Source organism: Caulobacter sp. SRI_014, from assembly GCF_057586315.1.
Genome location: NZ_JBYCZQ010000003.1, coordinates 218,700 through 238,059 on the forward strand (window position 1 = coordinate 218,700; position 19,360 = coordinate 238,059).

Annotated in this window: 17 protein-coding genes; 11 read left to right on the forward strand and 6 right to left on the reverse strand. The window is 67.7% G+C overall.

From position 1 onward, the window contains the following. Positions 1–113: 113 nt before the first annotated feature. The 6 genes from AC2YG9_RS09720 to AC2YG9_RS09745 form a co-directional block, all read right to left on the reverse strand. A complete protein-coding gene (locus AC2YG9_RS09720) occupies positions 114–2,363 on the reverse strand; it encodes a TonB-dependent receptor (protein ID WP_487297759.1) in 2,250 nt (749 codons plus the stop codon). A 238-nt stretch (positions 2,364–2,601) separates the two neighbouring features. After that, the gene (locus AC2YG9_RS09725) at positions 2,602–3,753 is read right to left on the reverse strand and encodes an acyl-CoA dehydrogenase family protein (protein WP_487297760.1); all 1,152 of its coding nucleotides are present in this window, start codon (positions 3,751–3,753) and stop codon (positions 2,602–2,604) included. Positions 3,754–3,782: 29 nt separating this feature from the next. Next, a complete protein-coding gene (locus tag AC2YG9_RS09730; protein ID WP_487297761.1) occupies positions 3,783–5,342 on the reverse strand; it encodes an AbgT family transporter in 1,560 nt (519 codons plus the stop codon). Between the two features lie 40 nt (positions 5,343–5,382). Next, complete coding sequence (locus AC2YG9_RS09735) at positions 5,383–6,162, reverse strand: SDR family NAD(P)-dependent oxidoreductase (RefSeq protein WP_487297762.1); 780 nt, start codon at positions 6,160–6,162, stop codon at positions 5,383–5,385. 61 nt (positions 6,163–6,223) lie between these two features. Further along, the gene (locus AC2YG9_RS09740; protein WP_487297763.1) at positions 6,224–7,399 is read right to left on the reverse strand and encodes an amidohydrolase family protein; all 1,176 of its coding nucleotides are present in this window, start codon (positions 7,397–7,399) and stop codon (positions 6,224–6,226) included. A gap of 75 nt (positions 7,400–7,474) precedes the next feature. Beyond that, positions 7,475–8,647, reverse strand: coding sequence for an acyl-CoA dehydrogenase family protein (locus AC2YG9_RS09745; protein ID WP_487297764.1), 1,173 nt, complete (start codon positions 8,645–8,647; stop codon positions 7,475–7,477). A 100-nt stretch (positions 8,648–8,747) separates the two neighbouring features. Here AC2YG9_RS09745 and AC2YG9_RS09750 point away from each other — a divergent pair, with 100 nt between their 5' ends. From AC2YG9_RS09750 to AC2YG9_RS09800, 11 genes are all read left to right on the forward strand, one after another. After that, positions 8,748–10,361, forward strand: a complete 1,614-nt coding sequence (locus tag AC2YG9_RS09750) for a GMC family oxidoreductase (protein WP_487297765.1) — start codon at positions 8,748–8,750, stop codon at positions 10,359–10,361. Positions 10,362–10,406: 45 nt separating this feature from the next. Beyond that, positions 10,407–11,261 carry a nickel/cobalt efflux transporter gene (locus tag AC2YG9_RS09755; RefSeq protein WP_487297766.1) on the forward strand — a complete coding sequence of 285 codons (855 nt, stop codon included), beginning with the start codon at positions 10,407–10,409 and terminating at the stop codon, positions 11,259–11,261. A gap of 9 nt (positions 11,262–11,270) precedes the next feature. Continuing rightward, a complete protein-coding gene (locus AC2YG9_RS09760; RefSeq protein ID WP_487297767.1) occupies positions 11,271–11,534 on the forward strand; it encodes a metal-sensing transcriptional repressor in 264 nt (87 codons plus the stop codon). Between the two features lie 25 nt (positions 11,535–11,559). After that, complete coding sequence (locus AC2YG9_RS09765) at positions 11,560–12,387, forward strand: HupE/UreJ family protein (RefSeq protein ID WP_487297768.1); 828 nt, start codon at positions 11,560–11,562, stop codon at positions 12,385–12,387. Positions 12,388–12,399: 12 nt separating this feature from the next. Beyond that, on the forward strand, positions 12,400–12,750 hold the full coding sequence (locus AC2YG9_RS09770; protein WP_487297769.1) for a DUF6488 family protein: 351 nt from the start codon (positions 12,400–12,402) through the stop codon (positions 12,748–12,750). A 74-nt stretch (positions 12,751–12,824) separates the two neighbouring features. After that, on the forward strand, positions 12,825–14,057 hold the full coding sequence (locus tag AC2YG9_RS09775; RefSeq protein ID WP_487297770.1) for a TetR/AcrR family transcriptional regulator: 1,233 nt from the start codon (positions 12,825–12,827) through the stop codon (positions 14,055–14,057). 121 nt (positions 14,058–14,178) lie between these two features. Beyond that, a complete protein-coding gene (locus tag AC2YG9_RS09780) occupies positions 14,179–15,048 on the forward strand; it encodes an SDR family NAD(P)-dependent oxidoreductase (protein WP_487297771.1) in 870 nt (289 codons plus the stop codon). Between the two features lie 64 nt (positions 15,049–15,112). Next, positions 15,113–16,921, forward strand: a complete 1,809-nt coding sequence (locus tag AC2YG9_RS09785; protein WP_487297772.1) for a flavin-containing monooxygenase — start codon at positions 15,113–15,115, stop codon at positions 16,919–16,921. Between the two features lie 99 nt (positions 16,922–17,020). Next, on the forward strand, positions 17,021–17,971 hold the full coding sequence (locus AC2YG9_RS09790; RefSeq protein WP_487297773.1) for a hypothetical protein: 951 nt from the start codon (positions 17,021–17,023) through the stop codon (positions 17,969–17,971). Next, positions 17,964–18,695: a guanitoxin biosynthesis heme-dependent pre-guanitoxin N-hydroxylase GntA gene (gene gntA, locus AC2YG9_RS09795; protein WP_487297774.1), complete on the forward strand. Its 732-nt coding sequence runs from the start codon at positions 17,964–17,966 to the stop codon at positions 18,693–18,695. The genes AC2YG9_RS09790 and gntA overlap by 8 nt, the downstream gene beginning before the upstream one ends. Beyond that, a complete protein-coding gene (locus tag AC2YG9_RS09800; RefSeq protein ID WP_487297775.1) occupies positions 18,685–19,269 on the forward strand; it encodes a DUF1989 domain-containing protein in 585 nt (194 codons plus the stop codon). The genes gntA and AC2YG9_RS09800 overlap by 11 nt, the downstream gene beginning before the upstream one ends. Positions 19,270–19,360: the final 91 nt, after the last annotated feature.

The following is a 19,360-nucleotide window of genomic DNA, read 5'->3' on the forward strand; positions in this document are numbered from 1 at the left end:
ACCAGGCTCTTGCGCTAGCCTTGGCGGCGCCGGGTCCGGCGGGCGCCGCTCCCTTTGAGAGGAGGGCGCCCGCCGCCCTGCTTGCAGGACTTTGGGGAGGAGTCCCGGCCATCCTAGAAGTCGAAGCTCACCCGCACGCCGACCGTGCGCGGGCGCTGGGTCGCGTAGCGGCCATCCAGGAAGGCTTCGGGGTGGACGTAGGTGATGGCGTGGTCGTCGAACAGGTTCTCGACGTAGGCGCCGACGGTGACCTTGTTGAAGTTGACCGCGAAGGCGCCGTTGACGACATCCCAGCTGTCGGTCTTGTCGTAGACGGGGCTGGGCACGGTCGGCTTGCCGGGGGTGTTGGGGAACGAACCCGGGAACGAGCCGACATGGGCGTAGACCATGGAGACGCTGCCCTCGACGTTGTCGGCGATCTGCCAGCGGTAGGCGACGGAGGCCGACATCTGGAAGCGCGGGAACGACAGGCGCGAGTCCTGTTCGGCGCCGGAGATGGCCGCCTCCGCCGGCGTCAGGTCGGTGACCCTGGCCTCGTTGACCGAGCCGGTGAGGCCGAGCGTCAGGCCCTCGACCGGGATGGCGAGGATTTCCCACTCGAAGCCCTTGGAGACCGCGCCGCCGATGTTGGTGGCGAACTGCACCGAGTCGGAGACGCGGTTGGCCTGGACCTGAATGTTCTGCCAGTCGATGTAGTAGAGGGCCAGGTTGGCGTAGAGCCGGCCGTCGAACCAGCGGCCCTTCAGGCCCAGCTCGTAGTTGGTCAGGTCGTCGGAGTCGGCGCCGCTGGGGATGATGATGTCGGTGGGGTCGATCAGGCTGGGCCGGCCGGCGAAGGCGTTGACCACCGGGGTGCGGAAGCCCGTCGAGTAGGTGAAGTAGGTGGTCATGGTCGGCACGGGCCGCCAGGAGACGCTGAACTTGTAGGAGGCGTCGGTGGCCTCGACCTTGCGGCCGGTGGCCTTGGGGATGGTGGTGATGGTCAGCGGGCCCGGGATGAAGAACAGGGCGTTGATCAGGTAGTTGGAATTGTAGCCGCCCTCGGTGAAGCCCTGGGCGTCGACCGAGCCGTAGCGCATACCGCCGGTGACCCAGAAGTCGTCGGTGAAGCGGTAGGTCAGCTCGCCGAACAGCGCCTTTTCGTGGCTGTTAATGTGGACGTACTGCTTCTGGTAATACTCGTCGGTCAGGCCGGTGATGCCACGGACGAGCAGGAAGTCGGGCCGCGAGCGGTAGAGGTAGTCCACGTCCAGCCGGCGATCGAGGTAGAAGGCGCCGACCGACCAGTCCCACTTGCCGCCGGGATCGGAGACCAGCCGGGCCTCCTCGACGAAGGTGTCCATGTAGCCGAGCGCGTCGAGGCCGAAGGCGATGGCGCCGCCGAAGGTGCCGGCCAGGTCGACGAAGAACTTCTGGTCGAACTGCGACTGGGTGGTCGAGCTGGTCAGCTTGGCGCCGTCGAACTGGTAGTCGACGGTCAGGTTGTAGGTGGTCAGCTTGCCGACGAAGAGGTCGGGCCGGTCCGAGCGGCGCTTATCCCAGCCGAGGGCCGGGTTGATCAGGCTGGAGTCCTCGGGGTTCGACTTCTCATAGGATGCCAGCAGCTTGACCGACAGGCGGTCGGTCGGTTCCCACAACAGGTTCACCCGGCCGCCCCAGTTGACGAGGCTGTTGGAGTTCTCCTTGCCGGTGCCGATGTTGTCGACCCAGCCTTCCTCGTCGCGATAGAAGCCGACGACGCGCAGGCCCAGGGTGTCCTTGATCAGGGGCGCGTTGACCATCAGGTTGTAGCGCTGGCGCAGGCCATCGCCGTCGGTCTGGCCGAGGTCGACGAGGGCCGCCACATCGAATTCGTTGAGGTCCGGCCGCTTGGTCAGGATGCGCAGGGCGCCGGCCAGCGAGCCGGAGCCGAACAGGGTGCCCTGCGGCCCGCGCAGGAACTCGACCCGCTCGACGTCGAACAGGGTGGGGTCGATGTTGGTCGAGTTGCCGATGGTCGAGATCGGCAGTTCGTCGATGTAGACCGCGACCGTGCCCTGCAGGTTGGCGCCGTAGCCGTTGGTGGCGACGCCGCGAGCGGTGAAGTTGTTGAAGTTGGCGGTCGGCCGGTTGAGCACGATGCCGGGGGTCTCGATCGCCAGGCCCTCGTAGCCGACGACGCCCTTGGCGGTCAGTTCTTCCTGCTGGTAGGCGGTGACGCTGATCGGGACGTCCTGGATGTTTTCGTCGCGGCGGGTCGCCGAGATGATGACTTCGTCGACGTCCGTTTCAGCAGCCGGGGCCTTGTCTTGAGTCTGGCTGAGCGCCGGCGTGGCGGCGCACATGGCGACGAGGCACGCCGTCGCGAGCAGGTAACGCTTCATCATTCCCTCCCTTCGGCGCCCGTCTTGATGCGGGGCCGTTGGGTGGACGATGCAACGAGGTTCGCCCAGCTGTCAACGTTCACTCTCACGAGCGTGAACGTTTTTCAGAACGAGCGTTTGAGGGGCGTTGGCGACATGTTGAGCGTCAACCTGTCCCCCTTCGGTTCGGGATGCGGAATGGGAAAGAGGACGTGGGGACAGGTTGATCCTCAACATGTCCCCGGGCGGCCGCGAGGCCTCAGAAGCTCTTGGGCAGCCCCAGCACGTGCGTCCCGACGTGGCTGAGGATCAGGTTCGTGCTGATCGGGGCCACCTGGTAGAGGCGGGTTTCGCGGAACTTGCGCTCGATGTCGTACTCTTCGGCGAATCCGAAGCCGCCGTGGGTCTGGACGCACATGTCGGCGGCGTACCAGCTGGCCTCGGAGGCCAGCATCTTGGCCATGTTGGCTTCGGTGCCGCAGGGCTCATCCGCGTCGAACAGGTTGGCGGCCTTGTCGACCATCAGCGAGGCGGCGGTGACCTGGACGTGGGCGCGGGCGATGGGGAACTGGATGCCCTGGTTCTGGCCGATGGGCCGGCCGAAGACCTCGCGTTCCTTGGCGTAGGCGGAGGCGCGGTCGATGAAGAACTTGCCGTCCCCGATGCACTCGGACGCGATCAGGATGCGCTCGGCGTTCATGCCGTCGAGGATGTATTTGAAGCCCTTGCCCTCACTCCCGATCAGGTTCTCCACCGGGACTTCCAGGTTGTCGAAGAACAGCTCGGTGGTGGCGTGGTTGAGCATGGTGCGGATCGGCCGGATGGTCAGGCCGTTGTTCACCGCCTCGCGCATGTCGACGAGCAGGACGCTCATGCCGTCGGAGGTCTTGGTCACCTCCTCGCGGGGGGTGGTGCGCACGAGGAGGACCATAAGGTCGCTGTGTTCGGCTCTGGAGATCCAGATCTTCTGGCCGTTGACGACGTACCTGTCCCCCACCCGTTTGGCGAAGGTGCGCAGGCGGGTGGTGTCGGTGCCGCTGGTCGGTTCGGTGACGCCAAAGGCCTGGAGGCGCAGCTCGCCCGAGGCGATGGCCGGCAGGTACTTTTCCTTCTGGGCCGGCGTGCCGTGCCTAAGGATGGTGCCCATGGTGTACATCTGGGCGTGACAGGCGCCGCCGTTGCAGCCTGACCGGTGGATTTCCTCGAGCACCGCCGTCGCCGCGCCGAGGCCGAGGCCCGAGCCGCCGTACTCCTCCGGGATCAGCACCGACAGGAAGCCGGCCTCTGTCAGGGTGGTGACGAACTCGGTCGGATAGGTGCGGTCGCGGTCCAGCGCCTGCCAGTAGGACCCGGGGAAGCCGGCGCAGAGTTTGGCGACGGCTTCACGGATTTCGGGGAAGGACTGGGTCACGATGGCTCTCGATGGGTCAGGCGCGGGGATCAGGGGGCGGCGGGCGCCGCGGCGGGGGCGGAGGGTTGATAGTGGACCCCGACGCCCGGGCCGAGCGGCAGGTCGAAGGTCACCCAGGCGGCGACCATCAGCAGGCCGGCGATGAGGAACACCCCGGCGTAGGGCAGCATGGTGGCCATCAGGGAGCCGAGGCCGAACTTGGGGTCCCAGCGCTGGGCGAAGGTCAGGATCAGCGGGAAGTAGCTCATCAGCGGGGTGGCGATGTTGGTCACCGAGTCGCCCATCCGGTAGGCGGCGGTGGTCATCTCCGGCGAGATGCCGAGCAGCATGAACATCGGCACCACGATCGGCGCCAGCGCCGACCACTTGGCCGAGGCCGAGCCGATGAAGAGGTCGAAGAAGCAGCTGAGCAGCACCACGGCGATCAGCAGCAGCGGGGCCGGCAGCGGCAGGTCCTTGAGCGCCGCGGCCCCGTTGATGGCCAGCAGCGGCCCCAGGCCCGACCAGTTGAACATGGCCACGAAGTGGGCGGCGAAGAAGGCCAGCACGACATAGGGGGCCATCTGCACGATGCCCTCGCGCATCATCCGGACCAGATCGTGGTGGCTCTGGATGGTCTTCGCCCCCACGCCGTAGGCGGCGCCGGCGGTGAAGAAGGTGATGGCGAAGAAGGCGATCAGCGACTTGAACAGCGGGTTGAACCGCTGCTCCGGCTCGGCGTCCGGATCGACGAAGGGCGAGCCGGGGAAGAGGGCGATCGCGGTCCACAGCCCGACCATGGCCAGGATGACGAGACCGGCCCAGATCAGGCCGCGCTTCTGGTCGGCGGTGAGGGCCTGCTTCTCCTCGGGGGCCGGCGGGGCCACTTCGCCCGTCGGAATCCAGGGCCCGAGCCGGGGCTCGATCACCCGGTCGGTGAGGAACCAGACGATGGGGGTGAAGACGATCACCACCCCCAGGATGAAGAACCAGTTGCCGGCGATATTGACCGTGTAGCCGGGGTCGATCAGCTGGGCCGCCGGCTGGGTGATGCCGAGGATCAGGGCGTCCGAAGCGCCGGGGAAGATGTTGCCCGCGTAGCCGCCCGACACCGCCGCGAAGCCGGCCGCGAGGCCGGCCAGCGGATGGCGCCCGACGGCGGCGAAGATCACCGCCGCCAACGGGATGACCACCACGTAGGACGCGTCGGAGGCATGGTGCGAGACCATGCCGGTGACGACCACGGCGGGGGTCAGGATGAAGCGCGGGGCGCTGAGCAGGGCGCCGCGGATGGCGGTGATGAACAGGCCGGTCCGCTCGGCCACCGACGCGCCGAAGATGATGGTGATGACGATGCCCAAGGGCGGAAACTCCGCCAGGGTCTTGGGCATGCCGAGCAGCAGCTTCTCGAGGTTCTCCGGCGACAGCAGGCTCTTGGCCTTCATCACCTCGTTGGTCACCGGGTTGACCGCCTGCCAGCCGAGGCTGGAGCCGACGATGCTGAGGATGACCAGCCCGCCGATCAGCCAGAGGAACAGGAAGACCGGATCCGGCAGCCGGTTGCCGATGCGCTCGACAGCCGACAGGAAACGGGACGGGAGACTGGCCATGCGGGACCTCGGCTGCAAACGTCGGGTGTTCCGGCCAGTGCTAGAAGATCGTGTAGCCGCCGTCGATAACCATGCTGTCGCCGGTGTGGAAACGGCTGGCGTCGGAGGCCAGGTAGACGGCCAGGCCCGCGAAGTCCTCCGGGTCGCCCCAGCGGCGCATCGGCACGCGGCTGATGACCTTGTCGTTGAACTTGTCGTTGGCCTGGGCGCCGGCGGTCATGTCCGAACGGATCCAGCCCGGCAGCACGGCGTTGGCGCGGATGCCGTAGCGGGCGAACTCGACGGCGAGGCCGCGGATCATCGCCTGGACGGCGGCCTTGGACGAGGCGTAGGCCTGGTTGCGCGGGGCGCCGTGGATGGCCGACGTCGAGGAGGTGACCAGCAGGCTGCCGCCCGGATCGCCGGCCCCCGCCCGCTCGACCATGTGCTTGGCGGCCTCGCGGAAGGTCCAGAAGACGGCGTCGAGGTTGACGGTGGTGACCCGGCGCCAGTTCTCGGTGGTCATCTCGGTGAAGGCCGCCCCCTTGCCGACCCCGGCATTGGCGGCCACGAAATCGAGCCGGCCCATCTCATGCAGCGCCTCGGCGACGCCATCGACGATGGCCTGTTCGTTGGCGACGTCGACGGCGCGGACCATGACCCGGGTCCCGTAGGCCTTCAGCGCCGCCTCGGCCCTGGCGTTCTTGTCGGGGTTCTGGCCCCAGATGACGACGTCGGCGCCGGCGGCGGCCAGACCCTCGGCCATGCCAAGACCGATGCCGCCGTTGCCGCCGGTAACGAGGGCGACCTTGCCGGTCAGGTCGAAGGGCTTGAAGGTCATGGTCGTCTCCCGTGTCGGTTTGGCGCTTTGTGCAGGGGCGCCGCTAGGGAGGGCAAGACCCTTAGGCGGCGACGAGGCCCGGAATGTCGTGCAGATCGTCCGCCAGACCCCTGCCCATGAGGCGGATGAAGTTGTCGCGGAAGAACTTCCCGCGGGCGGTCGCCGAGACGCCCTCCAGGCTTTCGTTGAACCGCTTGAGCGGATTGCGGCCGCCTTCGACGTGCGGGTAGTCGGATGAGAACAGGGCGATGTCCTCGCAGCCGTTCTGGATGATCCAGCCGACGTTCTCGTGCGGGTAGGGGGTGGCGAAGAACTGGCGCTGGAGGATTTCGCTCGGCCTGGCCGACAGCTTCTGAATCCGCTCCTCGCGGTGGAAGGCCAGTGCGGCCGAGTCCATGAACTGCAGCAGGCTGGGGACCCAGCCGGCGCCAAGCTCGATTGCCCCGAACTTGAGGTTCGGGAAGCGGTCGAAGACGCCGTCGAAGACCAGCACCGGCAGGGTCTGCCAGATGGCCACCGGGATCGACATGAAGCTGACCGAGGTGAAGTTCTCGGCCCCGCCGTGGAAGTCGAGGACCTGCGGCCCGCCGTTGTTGAAGTAGGCCGGGTCGGTCTTCAGCTCGCCGCCGACGTGGAACAGGATCGGCAGGCAGGCCTCCTGGGCGAGCGCCCACAGGGGGTCGAAGTCCGAATGGCTCGGGGCGTGATCCTTCGGGACCCGGCTGGGGATCATCAGGCCCTTGGCGCCCATTTCGATGGCCTCGCGGGCCACCTCCACGGCGCGCGCCCGGTCGACCAGGGGGATGTAGGCGGTGGGCAGCAGGCGGCGGTCGACCTGGCAGTAGTCGATCATCATGCGGTTGTGGGCCCGGGCCGCCTCGATCGCGAGGGCCGGATCGTCGCCGTGCTCCAGGGTGAACAGGAACAGGCCGGCGGTGGAGAAGATCAGCTGGCTGGCGAAGCCCAGCAGATCGACGGCGCGCGGCCGGTCGGCGTTATCGAAGGCCCCCATGGCCTGGTAGTTCTTGCGCAGCAGCAGGGCCTCGTCGGCCCCGGCGCGGAACTCAGGCTGCGCCTGCAGGGCGCGGGCCTCGTCGGCGAAACCGTCGCCCTTCTTGCGCAGTCTGGCGGTCAGGGCATCGCGATACTTGGGATCGATGTACCGCTCGATGGTCCCGGGCAGTTCCATGACGTGGGCGTCGGCGTCGTGGACGGTCTGGCCTTCGACGTAGGGCATGGGTTTCTCCCAAGACACTCTAGGGGGCTCTCTGGCGGAGCGTACCCGACATTCGAAACCCGGGCCGCCGTTACGTCAAGCGCGGTTCTCGCGCTTGATCCGCTTGGCGATCGACCAGCGGTGCACCTCGGAGGGGCCGTCGTAGATGCGGAAGGCGCGGATATCGCGGAAGATCTGGTGCACCGGGGTGTCGTCGCTCACGCCCGTGCCGCCGAGGATCTGCACACAGCGGTCGGCGACGCGGAACAGGGCCTCCGACACCGACACCTTGGCCATGCTGGACTCGGGTCCGCCGGCGCCATGGCCGGCGTTGTCGAGGACGAAGGCGCACCAGTCGATCATCAGCTCCGACGACTTCAGGTCCAGCTCGTTGTCGGCCAGCATGAAGCCGACGCCCTCGTGGTCGATCAGGGCCTTGCCGAAGGCCTGGCGGTGCATGGCGTAGTTGACGGCGATGTCGTGAGCCCGTCTGGCCGCGCCCCACCAGCGCATGCAGTGGGTCAGGCGGGCCGGCGCCAGGCGCACCTGGGCGTATTTGAATCCCTCGTCGACCTGGCCGAGGATGTTGTCGGGGCTGACCCGCAGGTCGGTGATGGAGATCACCGAATGGCCGCCGGGCATGGTGCGGTCGATGGTGTCCAGCACCCGCTCGATCCTGATCGCCGGGTCCTTCATGTCGGCCAGGAACATGGTGGCGCCATGCTCGGTGCGGGCCATGACGATGCCGACGCTGGCCCCGTCGGCGCCGGTGATGAAGGTCTTGCGGCCGTTGATCCGCCAGTGGTTGCCGTCAAGCACGGCGGTGGTCTTCATCATGCCGGGATCGGAGCCGGCGCCGCCGTCCGGCTCGGTCATCAGGAAGGCCGAGCGGATGTCGCCGGCCGCCAGCGGGCGCAGATGCCGGTCCTTCTGGGCCGGCGTGCCGATCTTCTCCAGCATGGCCATGTTGCCCTCGTCGGGAGCCATGATGTTGAGGGCGACGGGGCCCAGCAGGCTGTAGCCGGCGGCGCGGAAGACGGTGGCGATCTCGCGATGATTGAGGCCATGGCCACCGTACTCGACGCCGACATGGGGCGACAGCAGGCCGCGCGCCCGGGCCTTGGCCTTGAGCTCCTTGCACAGGTCGTCGGTCGGGCCGTGGTGTTCGACGCGCGGGTCGGTCTCGAAGGGGATGACCTCGTCGCGGATGAAGGCGTCAACGCGGGCGGCGAGTTCGGTCTCGCGCTGGCCTCGGGTCATGTCGATCATAGCGGGGTCCTTCGGATGCTTCGAGGCGGGTTATGCGGTGGTCCCGTTGCGGAAGGCCAGAGGCTTGGGCCGGCGGGCGGCGCACTCTAGGATCGAGGCCATGAGCGGGGACTCAAGCCAGATTTGGGATGACATCATCGTAGGCGCCGGGTCGGCCGGCTGCCTGCTGGCCAATCGGCTGTCGGCAGACCCGGCCCGCAAGGTGCTGATCCTCGAGGCCGGGGCCAAGGACAACTGGGTCTGGCTGCACATTCCGGCCGGCTATCTGTTCGCCATCGGCAATCCGCGCTCGGACTGGATGTTCGAGACCGCCGCCGAAGAGGGCCTGGGCGGCCGAGCCCTGGCCTATGCGCGGGGCAAGGTGCTGGGCGGTTCGTCGGCGATCAACGCCATGATCTACATGCGCGGCCAGGCGGCCGACTATGACGGCTGGCGCCAGCTGGGCCTCGAAGGCTGGGGCTGGGAGGACGTGCTGCCGGCCTTCCTCAAGCACGAGGACCATGTCGCCCCGCCCAACGATCAGCACCGCTCAGGCGGCGAATGGCGGGTGGAGTATCCGCGCATCGGCTGGGAGATCCTCGACGCCATCCGCGAGGCGGCGGCGGCGGCGGGCCATCCCAAGGTCGATGACTTCAACACCGGCGACAACGCCGGCTCTTCCTACTTCCAGGTCAACCAGCGGCGCGGCCTGCGGGTCAGCGCCGCGACCGCCTTCCTCAAACCTGTGCTGAAGCGGCCGAACCTGAACCTGGAGACCGGCGTCACCGTCGACCGGGTGCTCGTCCAGGACGGCCGGGCGGTTGGCGTCGTCTTTCGTCAGCAAGGCAGGACGGTAACGGCGCGGGCCCGGGGCGAGGTCGTCCTCGCCGCCGGGGCCATCGGCTCACCGGCCATCCTGCAGCGGTCGGGGATCGGCGATCCGGCGCGGCTGCAGGCGGCGGGGCTCGAGGTCGTCCATGCGGCGCCCGGAGTCGGCGCCAACCTGCAGGACCATCTGCAGATCCGCCCCGTATTCAAGGTCAGCAGCGTGCGGACCCTCAACACCGATTACGCCAACCTGCTGCGACGCGGGATGATGGGCATCGACTACGCCCTGTTCCGGCGCGGGCCGCTGACCATGGCGCCGTCGCAGGTCGGACTGTTCGCCAAGTCGAACCCCCGCTACGCCACCGCCAACCTGCAGTTCCATTTCCAGCCCCTGTCGCTCGACAAATGGGGCGACGGGATGCACCCGTTCGGGGCCTTCACGGCCAGCGTCTGCAACCTGCGCCCGACCAGCCGGGGCGAGGTTCACGTCACCTCTCCAGACCCGGACGCCGCGCCGCGCATCGCGCCGGGCTATCTGTCCACCGACGAGGACCGGCAGGTGGCTATCGAGTCCCTGCGTCTGGTGCGGACCATTGTCGGCCAGGCGCCGCTGGCGAAATACCGGCCCGAGGAATACCGGCCGGGCGCGGAGAAGACCTCGGACGCCGACCTGCTGGCGGCGGCCCAGGCTCTGGGCACGACCATCTTCCACCCGGTCGGCACGGCGGCCATGGGGTCGGACGGCGACCCCTTGGCCGTGCTTGACGCGCGGATGCGGGTGCGCGGGATCGGCGGGCTTCGGGTGGTGGATGCGTCGGCCATGCCGCGCATCGTCAGCGGCAACACCAACTCCCCGACCCTGATGATGGCCGAGAGGGGCGCGGCCATGCTGATTGAAGACCGATAGGCCAACGACTTGTCCTATCCTCCCCTGGAGGATAGGACGGGGCTAATGACTTCCTTCACCGATCTGCTGGCCCAGGGCGCGGCACACGCCTGGCTCTTCATCCCCAGCGCCATTCTCCTGGGGGCGTTGCATGGGCTGGAGCCCGGCCATTCGAAGACGATGATGGCCGCCTTCATCATCGCCATCCGGGGGACGGTGAAGCAGGCGGTGCTGCTGGGCCTGTGCGCCACCCTGTCCCACACCTTGATCGTCTGGGTCATCGCCCTGGGCGGCCTCAATCTGTGGCGCGGTATCGACAGCGAGACCCTGGAACCCTGGCTGCAGCTGGTTTCCAGCGCGGTCATCATCGGCATGGCCCTGTGGATGCTGTGGCGGACGCGGGAGGACCAGAAGCAGGCGGCGGCGCATCATCACCACGAGCACAGGCGTGGGCACGATCACGACCACGACCACGGCCACGATCATCACCACGATCACAAGGCCGGCCCCGAGGGCCTGATCAAAGCTGACGGCTATCAGGACGCGCATGAGCTGGCCCACGCCATCGACATTCGCCGCCGGTTCGAGGGCCGACCGGTGACAACCGGCCAGATCGTGCTGTTCGGACTGACCGGCGGGCTGATCCCCTGCCCCGGCGCCATCACCGTCCTGCTGCTCTGCCTGCAGCTGAAGGCCTTCACCCTGGGGGCGGTGCTGGTGCTGTGCTTCAGCATCGGCCTGGCCCTGACCATGGTGGCGTCCGGGGTGCTTGCGGCGATCAGCGTCCGGCATGTGTCGCGCCGCTGGAACGGCTTTGGCGAGATCGTCCGCAAGGCTCCCTACGTGTCGGGCGGCATTATCCTGTTGATCGGGGCCTACATGGCGGTGAATGGCTATCTGGCGCTCGGCGGGGCGCACTAGGAGAGCGGGATGCACACTCACGACAAGAGCCTGCAGAATCGGCTGAAGCGGGCCCAGGGCCATCTGGCGACCATCGTCAGGATGATCGAGGAGGACCGCGACAGTCTGGAGGTCGTGCAGCAGATGCAGGCGGTGATCGGGGCGCTGGAGAAGGCCAAGGCGGCCATCATCGCCGATCACATCGAGCATCACCTGGAGGCCATCGTCGGCCCCCTGCCCCGCGAAAGCCGTGACAAGCTGGCCAGCCTCGGCCAGATCGCCAAATACCTGTGACCCGGAGGACCGCCGCTTGAACCGAATGCCTGACCGCTCGCGCCTGCCGCTCTGGATCGGCGGCCTCTGCATGCTGGGCAGTGTGCTGTGGTCGGCGACGGCCGCCGCCCACGGGGTTCCGGACGAGGAAGTCCAGCGGCTGATCAACGGCGGGCCGCTCGACTACATGCGGTCGGGCGCGGTCCATATGGTCACCGGCTACGACCACCTGCTGTTCCTGTTCGGGGTGATGTTCTTCCTGACGCGGTTCGGACAGATCGCGACGTTCGTCACCGCCTTCACCATCGGCCACTGCGTCACCCTGCTGGGCGCGACCTTGCTGGGGATCAAGGCCGATCCCTTCCTGATCGACGCGGTGATCGCCGTCTCGGTGATCTACAAGGGGTTCGACAATCTCGATGGCTTCCGCAAGACGCTGGCCGTGGAGCCGCCGAACCTTCTGGTCATGGTGCTGGGCTTCGGCCTGATTCACGGGTTCGGGCTCTCGACCCGGCTGCAGGAACTGCCCCTGCCCAAGGACGGGCTGGTAGTCAGCATCCTGGCCTTCAACGTCGGGGTCGAGCTTGGCCAGATCGCCGCCCTGGTGGTGATGGTCGCCGTGCTGGCCCTGATGCGGCGCACCCCCTGGTTCCCGCTGTTCTCGAAGCTGGCCAACGCCGGCCTTGTTGTCGCCGGGGTCCTGCTGTTGCTGTTCCAGCTGCACGGCTGGCTGCATAACCGCTATCCGGACGAGCTCGGCTTCAACGAGGACGCCCACTACCATTCGCACGAGGCGGAAAAGGCCAGGGCCGAGAAGGCCGCCAAAGCCGCCCGCAGCCACGACAGTCTCATGGCCCCAGAGCCGGGCCTCTAGGAGTATCTTTAGATGAAACGCATCCTGCCGCTCGCCGCCGCGCTCGCCATCGGCCTCGTCGCCCCCGCCTGGCCAGTCCTGGCCCATCCCGGCCACGACGAGGAGACGGTGACCATTCCCCAGGCCAACGCCGAGGCCAAGGCCAGGACCATTCGCGACACCATGATCGCACGCGACCTCCTGGAACCCAGCTGGCGCGGCCTGGCGCCGGCCAGCGCCGACCTCCGCGAAGGCGACAGCGGCGGGCTGGAGTGGGTGGTGACCTTCCGCAATCCGGCCGCCAAGGATCCGGCCAAGCGGGCGCTCTACGTCTTCCTGTCCAACGACGGCATCTACCTGGCGGCCAACCACACCGGCAAATAGCCGTGATCGCAGCCGCCGGGCCTGCGACGGGCGGCCCGATGGCCGGACGGCCCCGGATCGTCTAAGCAGGACCCATGGCCGACTCCGCCGACCTTGCAACGCCTGTCCGGCCCGCCACCGCCCGCTTCGAGCGGCGCAAGGAGGCGGTGCTGGCGGCCGCTATCGAGGTGCTCAACAAGGAGGGCCTCAAGGGCATGACGCTGGCGGACGTGGCCGCCAAGGTCGACCTGACCACGACCAGCGTCACCTATTACTACCGGCGCAAGGAGCTGCTGGCCGTCGACTGCTTCCTGCACGGCCTGCGCCGGCTGGACGCCATGGTCGAGGCGGCCGGGGCGGAACCGGAACTGGCCGGGCGCATCGGGGCGCTGCTCGACCAGCATCTGGCCCTGCAGGCCCGGGTGCGCAGCAAGGCCGAGCCGCCGCTGGCCATCCTCAGCGACGTGCGCGCCCTGAGCGACGAACACCGGGCCCCGGTGGCCGAGGCCTATCGCGCCCTGTTCGACAAGGTGCAGGCGCTGTTCGCGGCGCCGGGCTATTTCCACCTCGACCGGCTGGCCCGGGCGGCGCGGGGCCATATGCTGCTGGAGCAGCTCTACTGGTCGTCGGCCTGGCTGTCGCGATACGACGTCGAGGACTTCCCCCGCCTGCGGGCGCGGATGTTCGACATCCTGTGCAAGGGGCTGGCGGGGCCGGGGCGCGGCTTTGCGCCGACGCCGCTCGACATCGCCCCCCGTCAAGGCGATGCGGCCAGCGAGACCTTCCTGCGCGCCGCCACCCCGCTGATCAACGAGCGCAGCTATCGCGGGGCCTCGGTCAGCGCCATCACCGCGCGGCTGAACCTGACCAAGGGCAGCTTCTACCATCACATGGAAGCCAAGGACGATATCGTGGTCGCCTGCTTCGACCGCACCTTCGAGGTCATCCGCGCTACCCAGGAGGCGGCCTTGGCCGGGTCGCCCGACCAGTGGCAGGCGTTGTCGAGCTCGGTGGCCTCGCTGGTGGCGCGGCAGGCCGAGCCCGACGGACTGCTGCTGCGCTTCTCGGCCCTGCAGGCCCTGCCCGAGGCGATGCGGGCCAGCGCGGTTTGGCGGGCCGACCGGGTCAGCCAGCGGTTCGCCTCGATGATCGCCGATGGCGCGGCCGACGGCTCGGTCCGCCCGGTCGATCCCTTCCTGGCCGCCCAGATGGTCAGCGCCGCGGTCAACGCGGCCGCCGACCTGATCGCCTGGACCGAAGGGCTGACCCCCGAACGGATGACGGACGCCTACGCCCGGCCGGCGTTGATGGGCCTGCTCATTTCCTGAAATTCCTATGCCGGGAACGGTCATTTCTCCACCGCAGCCGCGACATATTCGATTTTTTGAATTTCGGGTTTGTCGGTTCCGGTGGCCGCTGTATGATCGGCGATAAGGGAGCAAACCGCCAATGAGCATCAGTCTGGACGGCAAGGTCGCGGTGATCACCGGCGCGGCGTCGGGTATCGGCCGGGCCACTGTCGAGCGGTTCGTCGAGGCCGGGGCCAAGGTCCTGGCTGCCGACATCAGCGTCGAGGGCGGCCAGTCGCTGGAGGCGGCCTTCCCGGGCCAGGTCGCGTTCCAGAAGTGCGATGTGATGAGCGAGGACGACATCGCCGTCGCCATGGAGGTCGCTTCCCAGAGGTTCGGCGGCCTCGATATCCTGTTCAACAACGCCGGGGCCGGCGGCTCGCCGACCTCCCTCGAGGAGATGACGGGCGAGCTGTGGGACTACAGTCAGAACCTGTTGCTGCGCTCTGTCGCGCTGGGCATGCGCTACGCCATCCCGCACATGAAGCAGCGCGGCGGCGGGGCCATCGTCAACACCGCCAGTGTCGCGGCCCTGTCGGCGGGCATGGGGCCGATCGCCTATTCAGCGGCCAAGGCCGGCGTGCTGCACCTGTCCAAGTGCGCGGCGGCGGAGCTCTCCAAATACAACATCCGGGTCAACGCCATCTGCCCGGGCTTCATCCTGACCAACATCTTCACGCCCGGCGAAATGCCCAGCCAGATCAAGTCGGCGGTGCAGCTGACCATGCGGGCCACGGCCGGCACGGCCCAGCCGGTCCAGCGGCCCGGCGAGGCCGACGATATCGCCCAGGCTGCGCTCTATCTCTCCAGTCCGGCCAGCAGCTTCGTGACCGGTACGCACATCGTCGTCGATGGCGGCCTGCTGGTCGGCCCGCGCCACAGCTGGGACGCCGAGGAACAGGCACGGCGCCTGAAGGAACGCGAGAAGCTTTGGGCCGGGGCCGCCGAGCTGAGCAAAACCGACGCTTGACCTGACCCAGCGGCAAACACCGACACTTCCCAGAACAACAGCGAAACGACCAGGAAACTCCCCGATGGCCGACTCCGCCGAAGCGATTGCTCCCGAGATCGATCCCGTCGCACTGCGCGCCAAGTACCGCGCCGAGCGCGACAAGCGCCTGCGGGCCGACGGCAACCAGCAGTACGTAGAGATCACCGGCGACTACAGCCGCTACCTCGAAGACCCCTATGTAAAGCCGGGCTTCACCCGCGAGCCGCGCAGCGACGAGGTCGAGGTGGTGGTCATCGGCGGCGGCTTCGGCGGCCTGCTGGCCGGCGCCCGGCTGCGCGAGGCCGGCATCGACCAGGTGCGGATGATCGAGAAGGGCGGCGACTTCGGCGGCACCTGGTACTGGAACCGCTATCCCGGCGCGGCCTGCGATATCGAGAGCTATGTCTACCTGCCGCTGCTCGAAGAGGTCGGCTACATGCCGGTCGAGAAGTACACCCGGGCGCCGGAAATCCTCGACTACTGCCAGCGCATCGGCCGCCATTTCGACCTCTACCGCGACGTCCTGTTCCAGACCGAGGTCACCGACATGACCTGGGACGAGGAGGCCAAGCGCTGGATCATCCGCACCAACCGCGGCGATGCGATGAAGGCCCGCCATGTGGTCATGGCTAACGGCCCGCTGCATCGGCCCAAGCTGCCCGGCATCCCGGGCGTGGAAAGCTTCAAGGGCCACACCTTCCACACCAGCCGCTGGGATTACGACTACACCGGCGGCGATCCGATGGGGAACCTGCACAAGCTGGCCGACAAGCGGGTCGGCATCATCGGCACCGGGGCGACGGCCGTGCAGTGCGTGCCGCACCTGGGCGCGGCGGCCAAGGAACTGTTCGTCTTCCAGCGCACCCCCTCCTCCATCGACGTACGCAACAACCGGCCGACCGATCCCGAATGGGCCGCCAGCCTGGAGCCCGGCTGGCAGCAGGCGCGGATGGACAATTTCAATGTCCTGGTCAGCGGCGGCTGGCAGAAGGAGGACCTGGTCAACGACGGCTGGACCGACATCATCCGCAACCTCGGCCTCGCCGCCGCGCGGCGCGCCGCCAAGGGCGAGATGGGCCCGGGCGATCCGATGGAGCTGCTGCAGCTGGCCGACTTCCAGAAGATGGAATCGATCCGCGCCCGCGTCGATCAGGTCGTCGCCGACAAGCAGAAGGCCGAGGCCCTGAAGCCCTGGTACAACCAGTTCTGCAAGCGGCCCTGCTTCCACGACGAATACCTGGACACCTTCAACCGCCCCAACGTCCATCTGATCGACACGGACGGCAAAGGCGTCGACCGGATCACCGAGAAGGGCGTCGTCGTGAACGGGGTCGAGTACGAGCTCGACTGCCTGATCTACGGAACCGGCTTCGAGGTCGGCACCAGCTACGCCCGCCGGGCCGGCTATGAGATCACCGGCCGCGGCGGGGTGACCCTGAGCCAGAAGTGGGCCGACGGGGTCTCGACCCTGCACGGCATGCATTCGGTCGGCTTCCCCAACTGCTACATCTTCGCCAACAGCCAGTCGGGGTTCACGGCCAACTACCCCCACATGCTGAACGAGCAGTCCAAGCACGCCGCCTATATCATTTCGGAAGCCCACGCCCGCCAGGCGACCGTGGTCGAGGCGACGCCGGCAGCCGAGGAGGCCTGGGTGCAGGAGGTGATCGACAGCGCCATCCAGCGGCAGAAGTTCGCCGAGGAATGCACGCCCGGCTACTACAATAACGAGGGTCAGCCCTCGGCCCTGGCGGCGCGCAACGGGCCCTACGGCAAGGGCTCGATGGCCTTCATCGCCTTGATCGAGGACTGGCGGAAGACCGGCGAACTGCCGGGGCTGTCGCTGAGCTAGCACCGTCCCTCCCCGAATGGGAGGAGGTGTTGCGGCGCATCCTTAACGGGCGCACCCTTCAGGACGGAACTTCGGTCCGGCTCCGCCATTGGGTCTGCCATGGTCGCTCACCTCGATGCTCCGACGCCATCGCGCGCCGCGTCCTGGATCTCTGACTTCGCCTGGACGAATGGGCGGCTTGAGGTCCGCAAGACCGGTATCCGCCTGCCGCTCAACAGCGACGTGCTGGCCGAGATCGCGGCCTGGGCCTTATGGCTGGCGCTGCTCTGGCCGGTTGCCTGGGCGGCCAGGCTGCGGCGCCTGGAGCCGTTGGCCATCTGGTTCGCGCCGGAGCGGCCGCGGCCCTGGTACCTGATCCGCGCGGCGGCGATGTGGGCCGGCATCGACATGGCCAGCCGCCCCGAGCATGCCGACGCGGCCTTCTATTTCGACGATGTGACGGTGGGCGTTCCGGAGAGCGCCGGCCCGGTGCGTGGCCTCAACTTCGGCTGCGCCGATGTTTCCAAGAGTCATGTGGCGGCGGTGTTCGAAGCGGTGTTCGGCTATCCGCTGGCCATCGACCCGCTGACCACCAGCGGCCCTCTGGTCGAGAAGTCCGAGAAGAACGGCGTCCATGACGGACGGATCGTCGAAGGACCTCTGACGCCGAGGCCGGACTGCGTCTACCAGCGGCTGGTCGATACGGCCGGCGAGGACGGCGCCTGCCGCGACCTGCGCACCCCCTGCGCCGGCGGTGAGCCGGTGCTGGTCTGGATCAAGGTCAAGCCGCCGGGGCGCCGCTTTGCCATCCAGAACCGGCGAGCCACCCTGCATTCGCCGGCGGAGGTATTCAGTCCGCGCGAACTGGCCCAGATCCGGGCGTTCAACGCCCGCATGGGGGCGGACTGGGGCGGGCTCGACATCCTTCGTGATCGCCACAACGGCAGAATCTACATCGTCGACGTGAACAAAACCGACCTTGGGCCGCTTATCGCCCTCTCCTGGGTCGACAAGATCCGTTCGATGACGCGGCTCGGACGGGCCCTGGAAAGGTTGCTCCGCCATGGGTGAACGGCATTTCGACAGTGCGGGACTGGGCGAGCGGTTCGCCGCCTTCCTGGAAGACTCCAGCTTTCCCTGCGTCGGCGCCAAGTCGGCCCTGGCCCGGGCCGAGATGGAGATCATCGAGGCGCGGGATGTCCGCTCGGCCTGGGACGACACCACTATCTTCGCGGCGGTGACCCGGTTCGCCGCCCGCTACAAGGCCGACCCGCACCCGTTCCAGAGCCTGGCGGTGGTCTTCCACCAGCCCGACCAGATGGAAGAGACAGCGTTCGAAGCGGCGCTGTGGCAGCGGCTGCAGTCGCTGGCCGACAAGGACGCTTTCAACGGATACCTGCACGATCCGCGCGTCAGCGACGACGTGACAAGCCCGCACTTCGCCCTGAGCCTGGGCGAGGAGGCCTTCTTCATCGTCGGCCTGCATCCGGGGGCCAGCCGCCCGGCGCGGCGGTTCGAGCGGCCGGCGATCGTCTTCAATCCGCATGGTCAGTTCGAGACGCTGCGCGAACAGGGCCGCTACGAAAAGCTGCGCGCCTCGATCCTCAGGCGCGATGTGGCCATCGCCGGCTCGACCAATCCGATGCTGGCCGGCCATGGCGAGATTTCCGCCGCCCGGCAGTACAGCGGCCGCGAGGTCGGGCCGCGCTGGAGCCCGCCGTTCAAGTCACCATCGGTCGTCAAATGCCCCCACGACGGGAACGCCCCCGCAAGCGAAAGCGCCAATGACAATTGAGATCGCCCCGCGCACCGGCGTCGCCTTCCGCCTGAACGCCGGCCAGCGACTGCGGGTCATCGATCCGAAGGGCGAGCAGGTGTCGGACATGCTGGCCTTCAATGCCGACGACGTTGGCGAGGTGATCAACTCGGGACGCAGCCTGGACTATGCGTCGAAGCTGTACCTGACGACCGGCGATCCGCTCTATTCCAACCGCAGCAACGTCATGCTGCGCATCGTCGAGGACATGGTTGGACGGCACGACTTCCTGCTGACGCCCTGCTCGAAGGACACCTTCCGGATCATCTATGGCGACGAACATCCGCACCGGGGCTGTTTCGGCAACCTGGCCGAGGCGCTGGAGCCCTATGGGGTGACGCCCGACCAGATCCCGACGGCGTTCAACATCTTCATGAACGTGACGGTCGATCCGGCGACCGCCGAGCTGAAGGTCGAGCCGCCGCTGAGCAAGGCCGGCGACCATATCCTGCTGCAGGCGGAGATGGACCTGATCGTGGGCCTGACCGCCTGTTCGGCCCTGCAGTCGAACAACCACAGCTTCAAGCCGATCCACTACCGCGTCGAAGGCTGAGACCCAACATTACGAAAATGATGGATTGACGGTCTCACACAGTATGCGCCATACACTGTGCGTCACACACTATGTGACGCCAAGGCAAAGC

Bases quoted from the DNA above. Each gene is read 5' to 3' on its own strand.
- AC2YG9_RS09720 (WP_487297759.1), bottom strand. From the start codon at position 2,363: ATGAAGCGTTACCTGCTCGCGACGGCGTGCCTCGTCGCCATGTGCGCC.
- AC2YG9_RS09730 (WP_487297761.1), bottom strand. From the start codon at position 5,342: ATGGCCAGTCTCCCGTCCCGTTTCCTGTCGGCTGTCGAGCGCATCGGC.
- AC2YG9_RS09735 (WP_487297762.1), bottom strand. From the start codon at position 6,162: ATGACCTTCAAGCCCTTCGACCTGACCGGCAAGGTCGCCCTCGTTACC.
- AC2YG9_RS09740 (WP_487297763.1), bottom strand. From the start codon at position 7,399: ATGCCCTACGTCGAAGGCCAGACCGTCCACGACGCCGACGCCCACGTC.
- AC2YG9_RS09745 (WP_487297764.1), bottom strand. From the start codon at position 8,647: ATGATCGACATGACCCGAGGCCAGCGCGAGACCGAACTCGCCGCCCGC.
- AC2YG9_RS09750 (WP_487297765.1), top strand. From the start codon at position 8,748: ATGAGCGGGGACTCAAGCCAGATTTGGGATGACATCATCGTAGGCGCC.
- AC2YG9_RS09755 (WP_487297766.1), top strand. From the start codon at position 10,407: ATGACTTCCTTCACCGATCTGCTGGCCCAGGGCGCGGCACACGCCTGG.
- AC2YG9_RS09760 (WP_487297767.1), top strand. From the start codon at position 11,271: ATGCACACTCACGACAAGAGCCTGCAGAATCGGCTGAAGCGGGCCCAG.
- AC2YG9_RS09765 (WP_487297768.1), top strand. From the start codon at position 11,560: ATGCCTGACCGCTCGCGCCTGCCGCTCTGGATCGGCGGCCTCTGCATG.
- AC2YG9_RS09770 (WP_487297769.1), top strand. From the start codon at position 12,400: ATGAAACGCATCCTGCCGCTCGCCGCCGCGCTCGCCATCGGCCTCGTC.
- AC2YG9_RS09775 (WP_487297770.1), top strand. From the start codon at position 12,825: ATGGCCGACTCCGCCGACCTTGCAACGCCTGTCCGGCCCGCCACCGCC.
- AC2YG9_RS09780 (WP_487297771.1), top strand. From the start codon at position 14,179: ATGAGCATCAGTCTGGACGGCAAGGTCGCGGTGATCACCGGCGCGGCG.
- AC2YG9_RS09785 (WP_487297772.1), top strand. From the start codon at position 15,113: ATGGCCGACTCCGCCGAAGCGATTGCTCCCGAGATCGATCCCGTCGCA.
- AC2YG9_RS09790 (WP_487297773.1), top strand. From the start codon at position 17,021: ATGGTCGCTCACCTCGATGCTCCGACGCCATCGCGCGCCGCGTCCTGG.
- gntA (WP_487297774.1), top strand. From the start codon at position 17,964: ATGGGTGAACGGCATTTCGACAGTGCGGGACTGGGCGAGCGGTTCGCC.
- AC2YG9_RS09800 (WP_487297775.1), top strand. From the start codon at position 18,685: ATGACAATTGAGATCGCCCCGCGCACCGGCGTCGCCTTCCGCCTGAAC.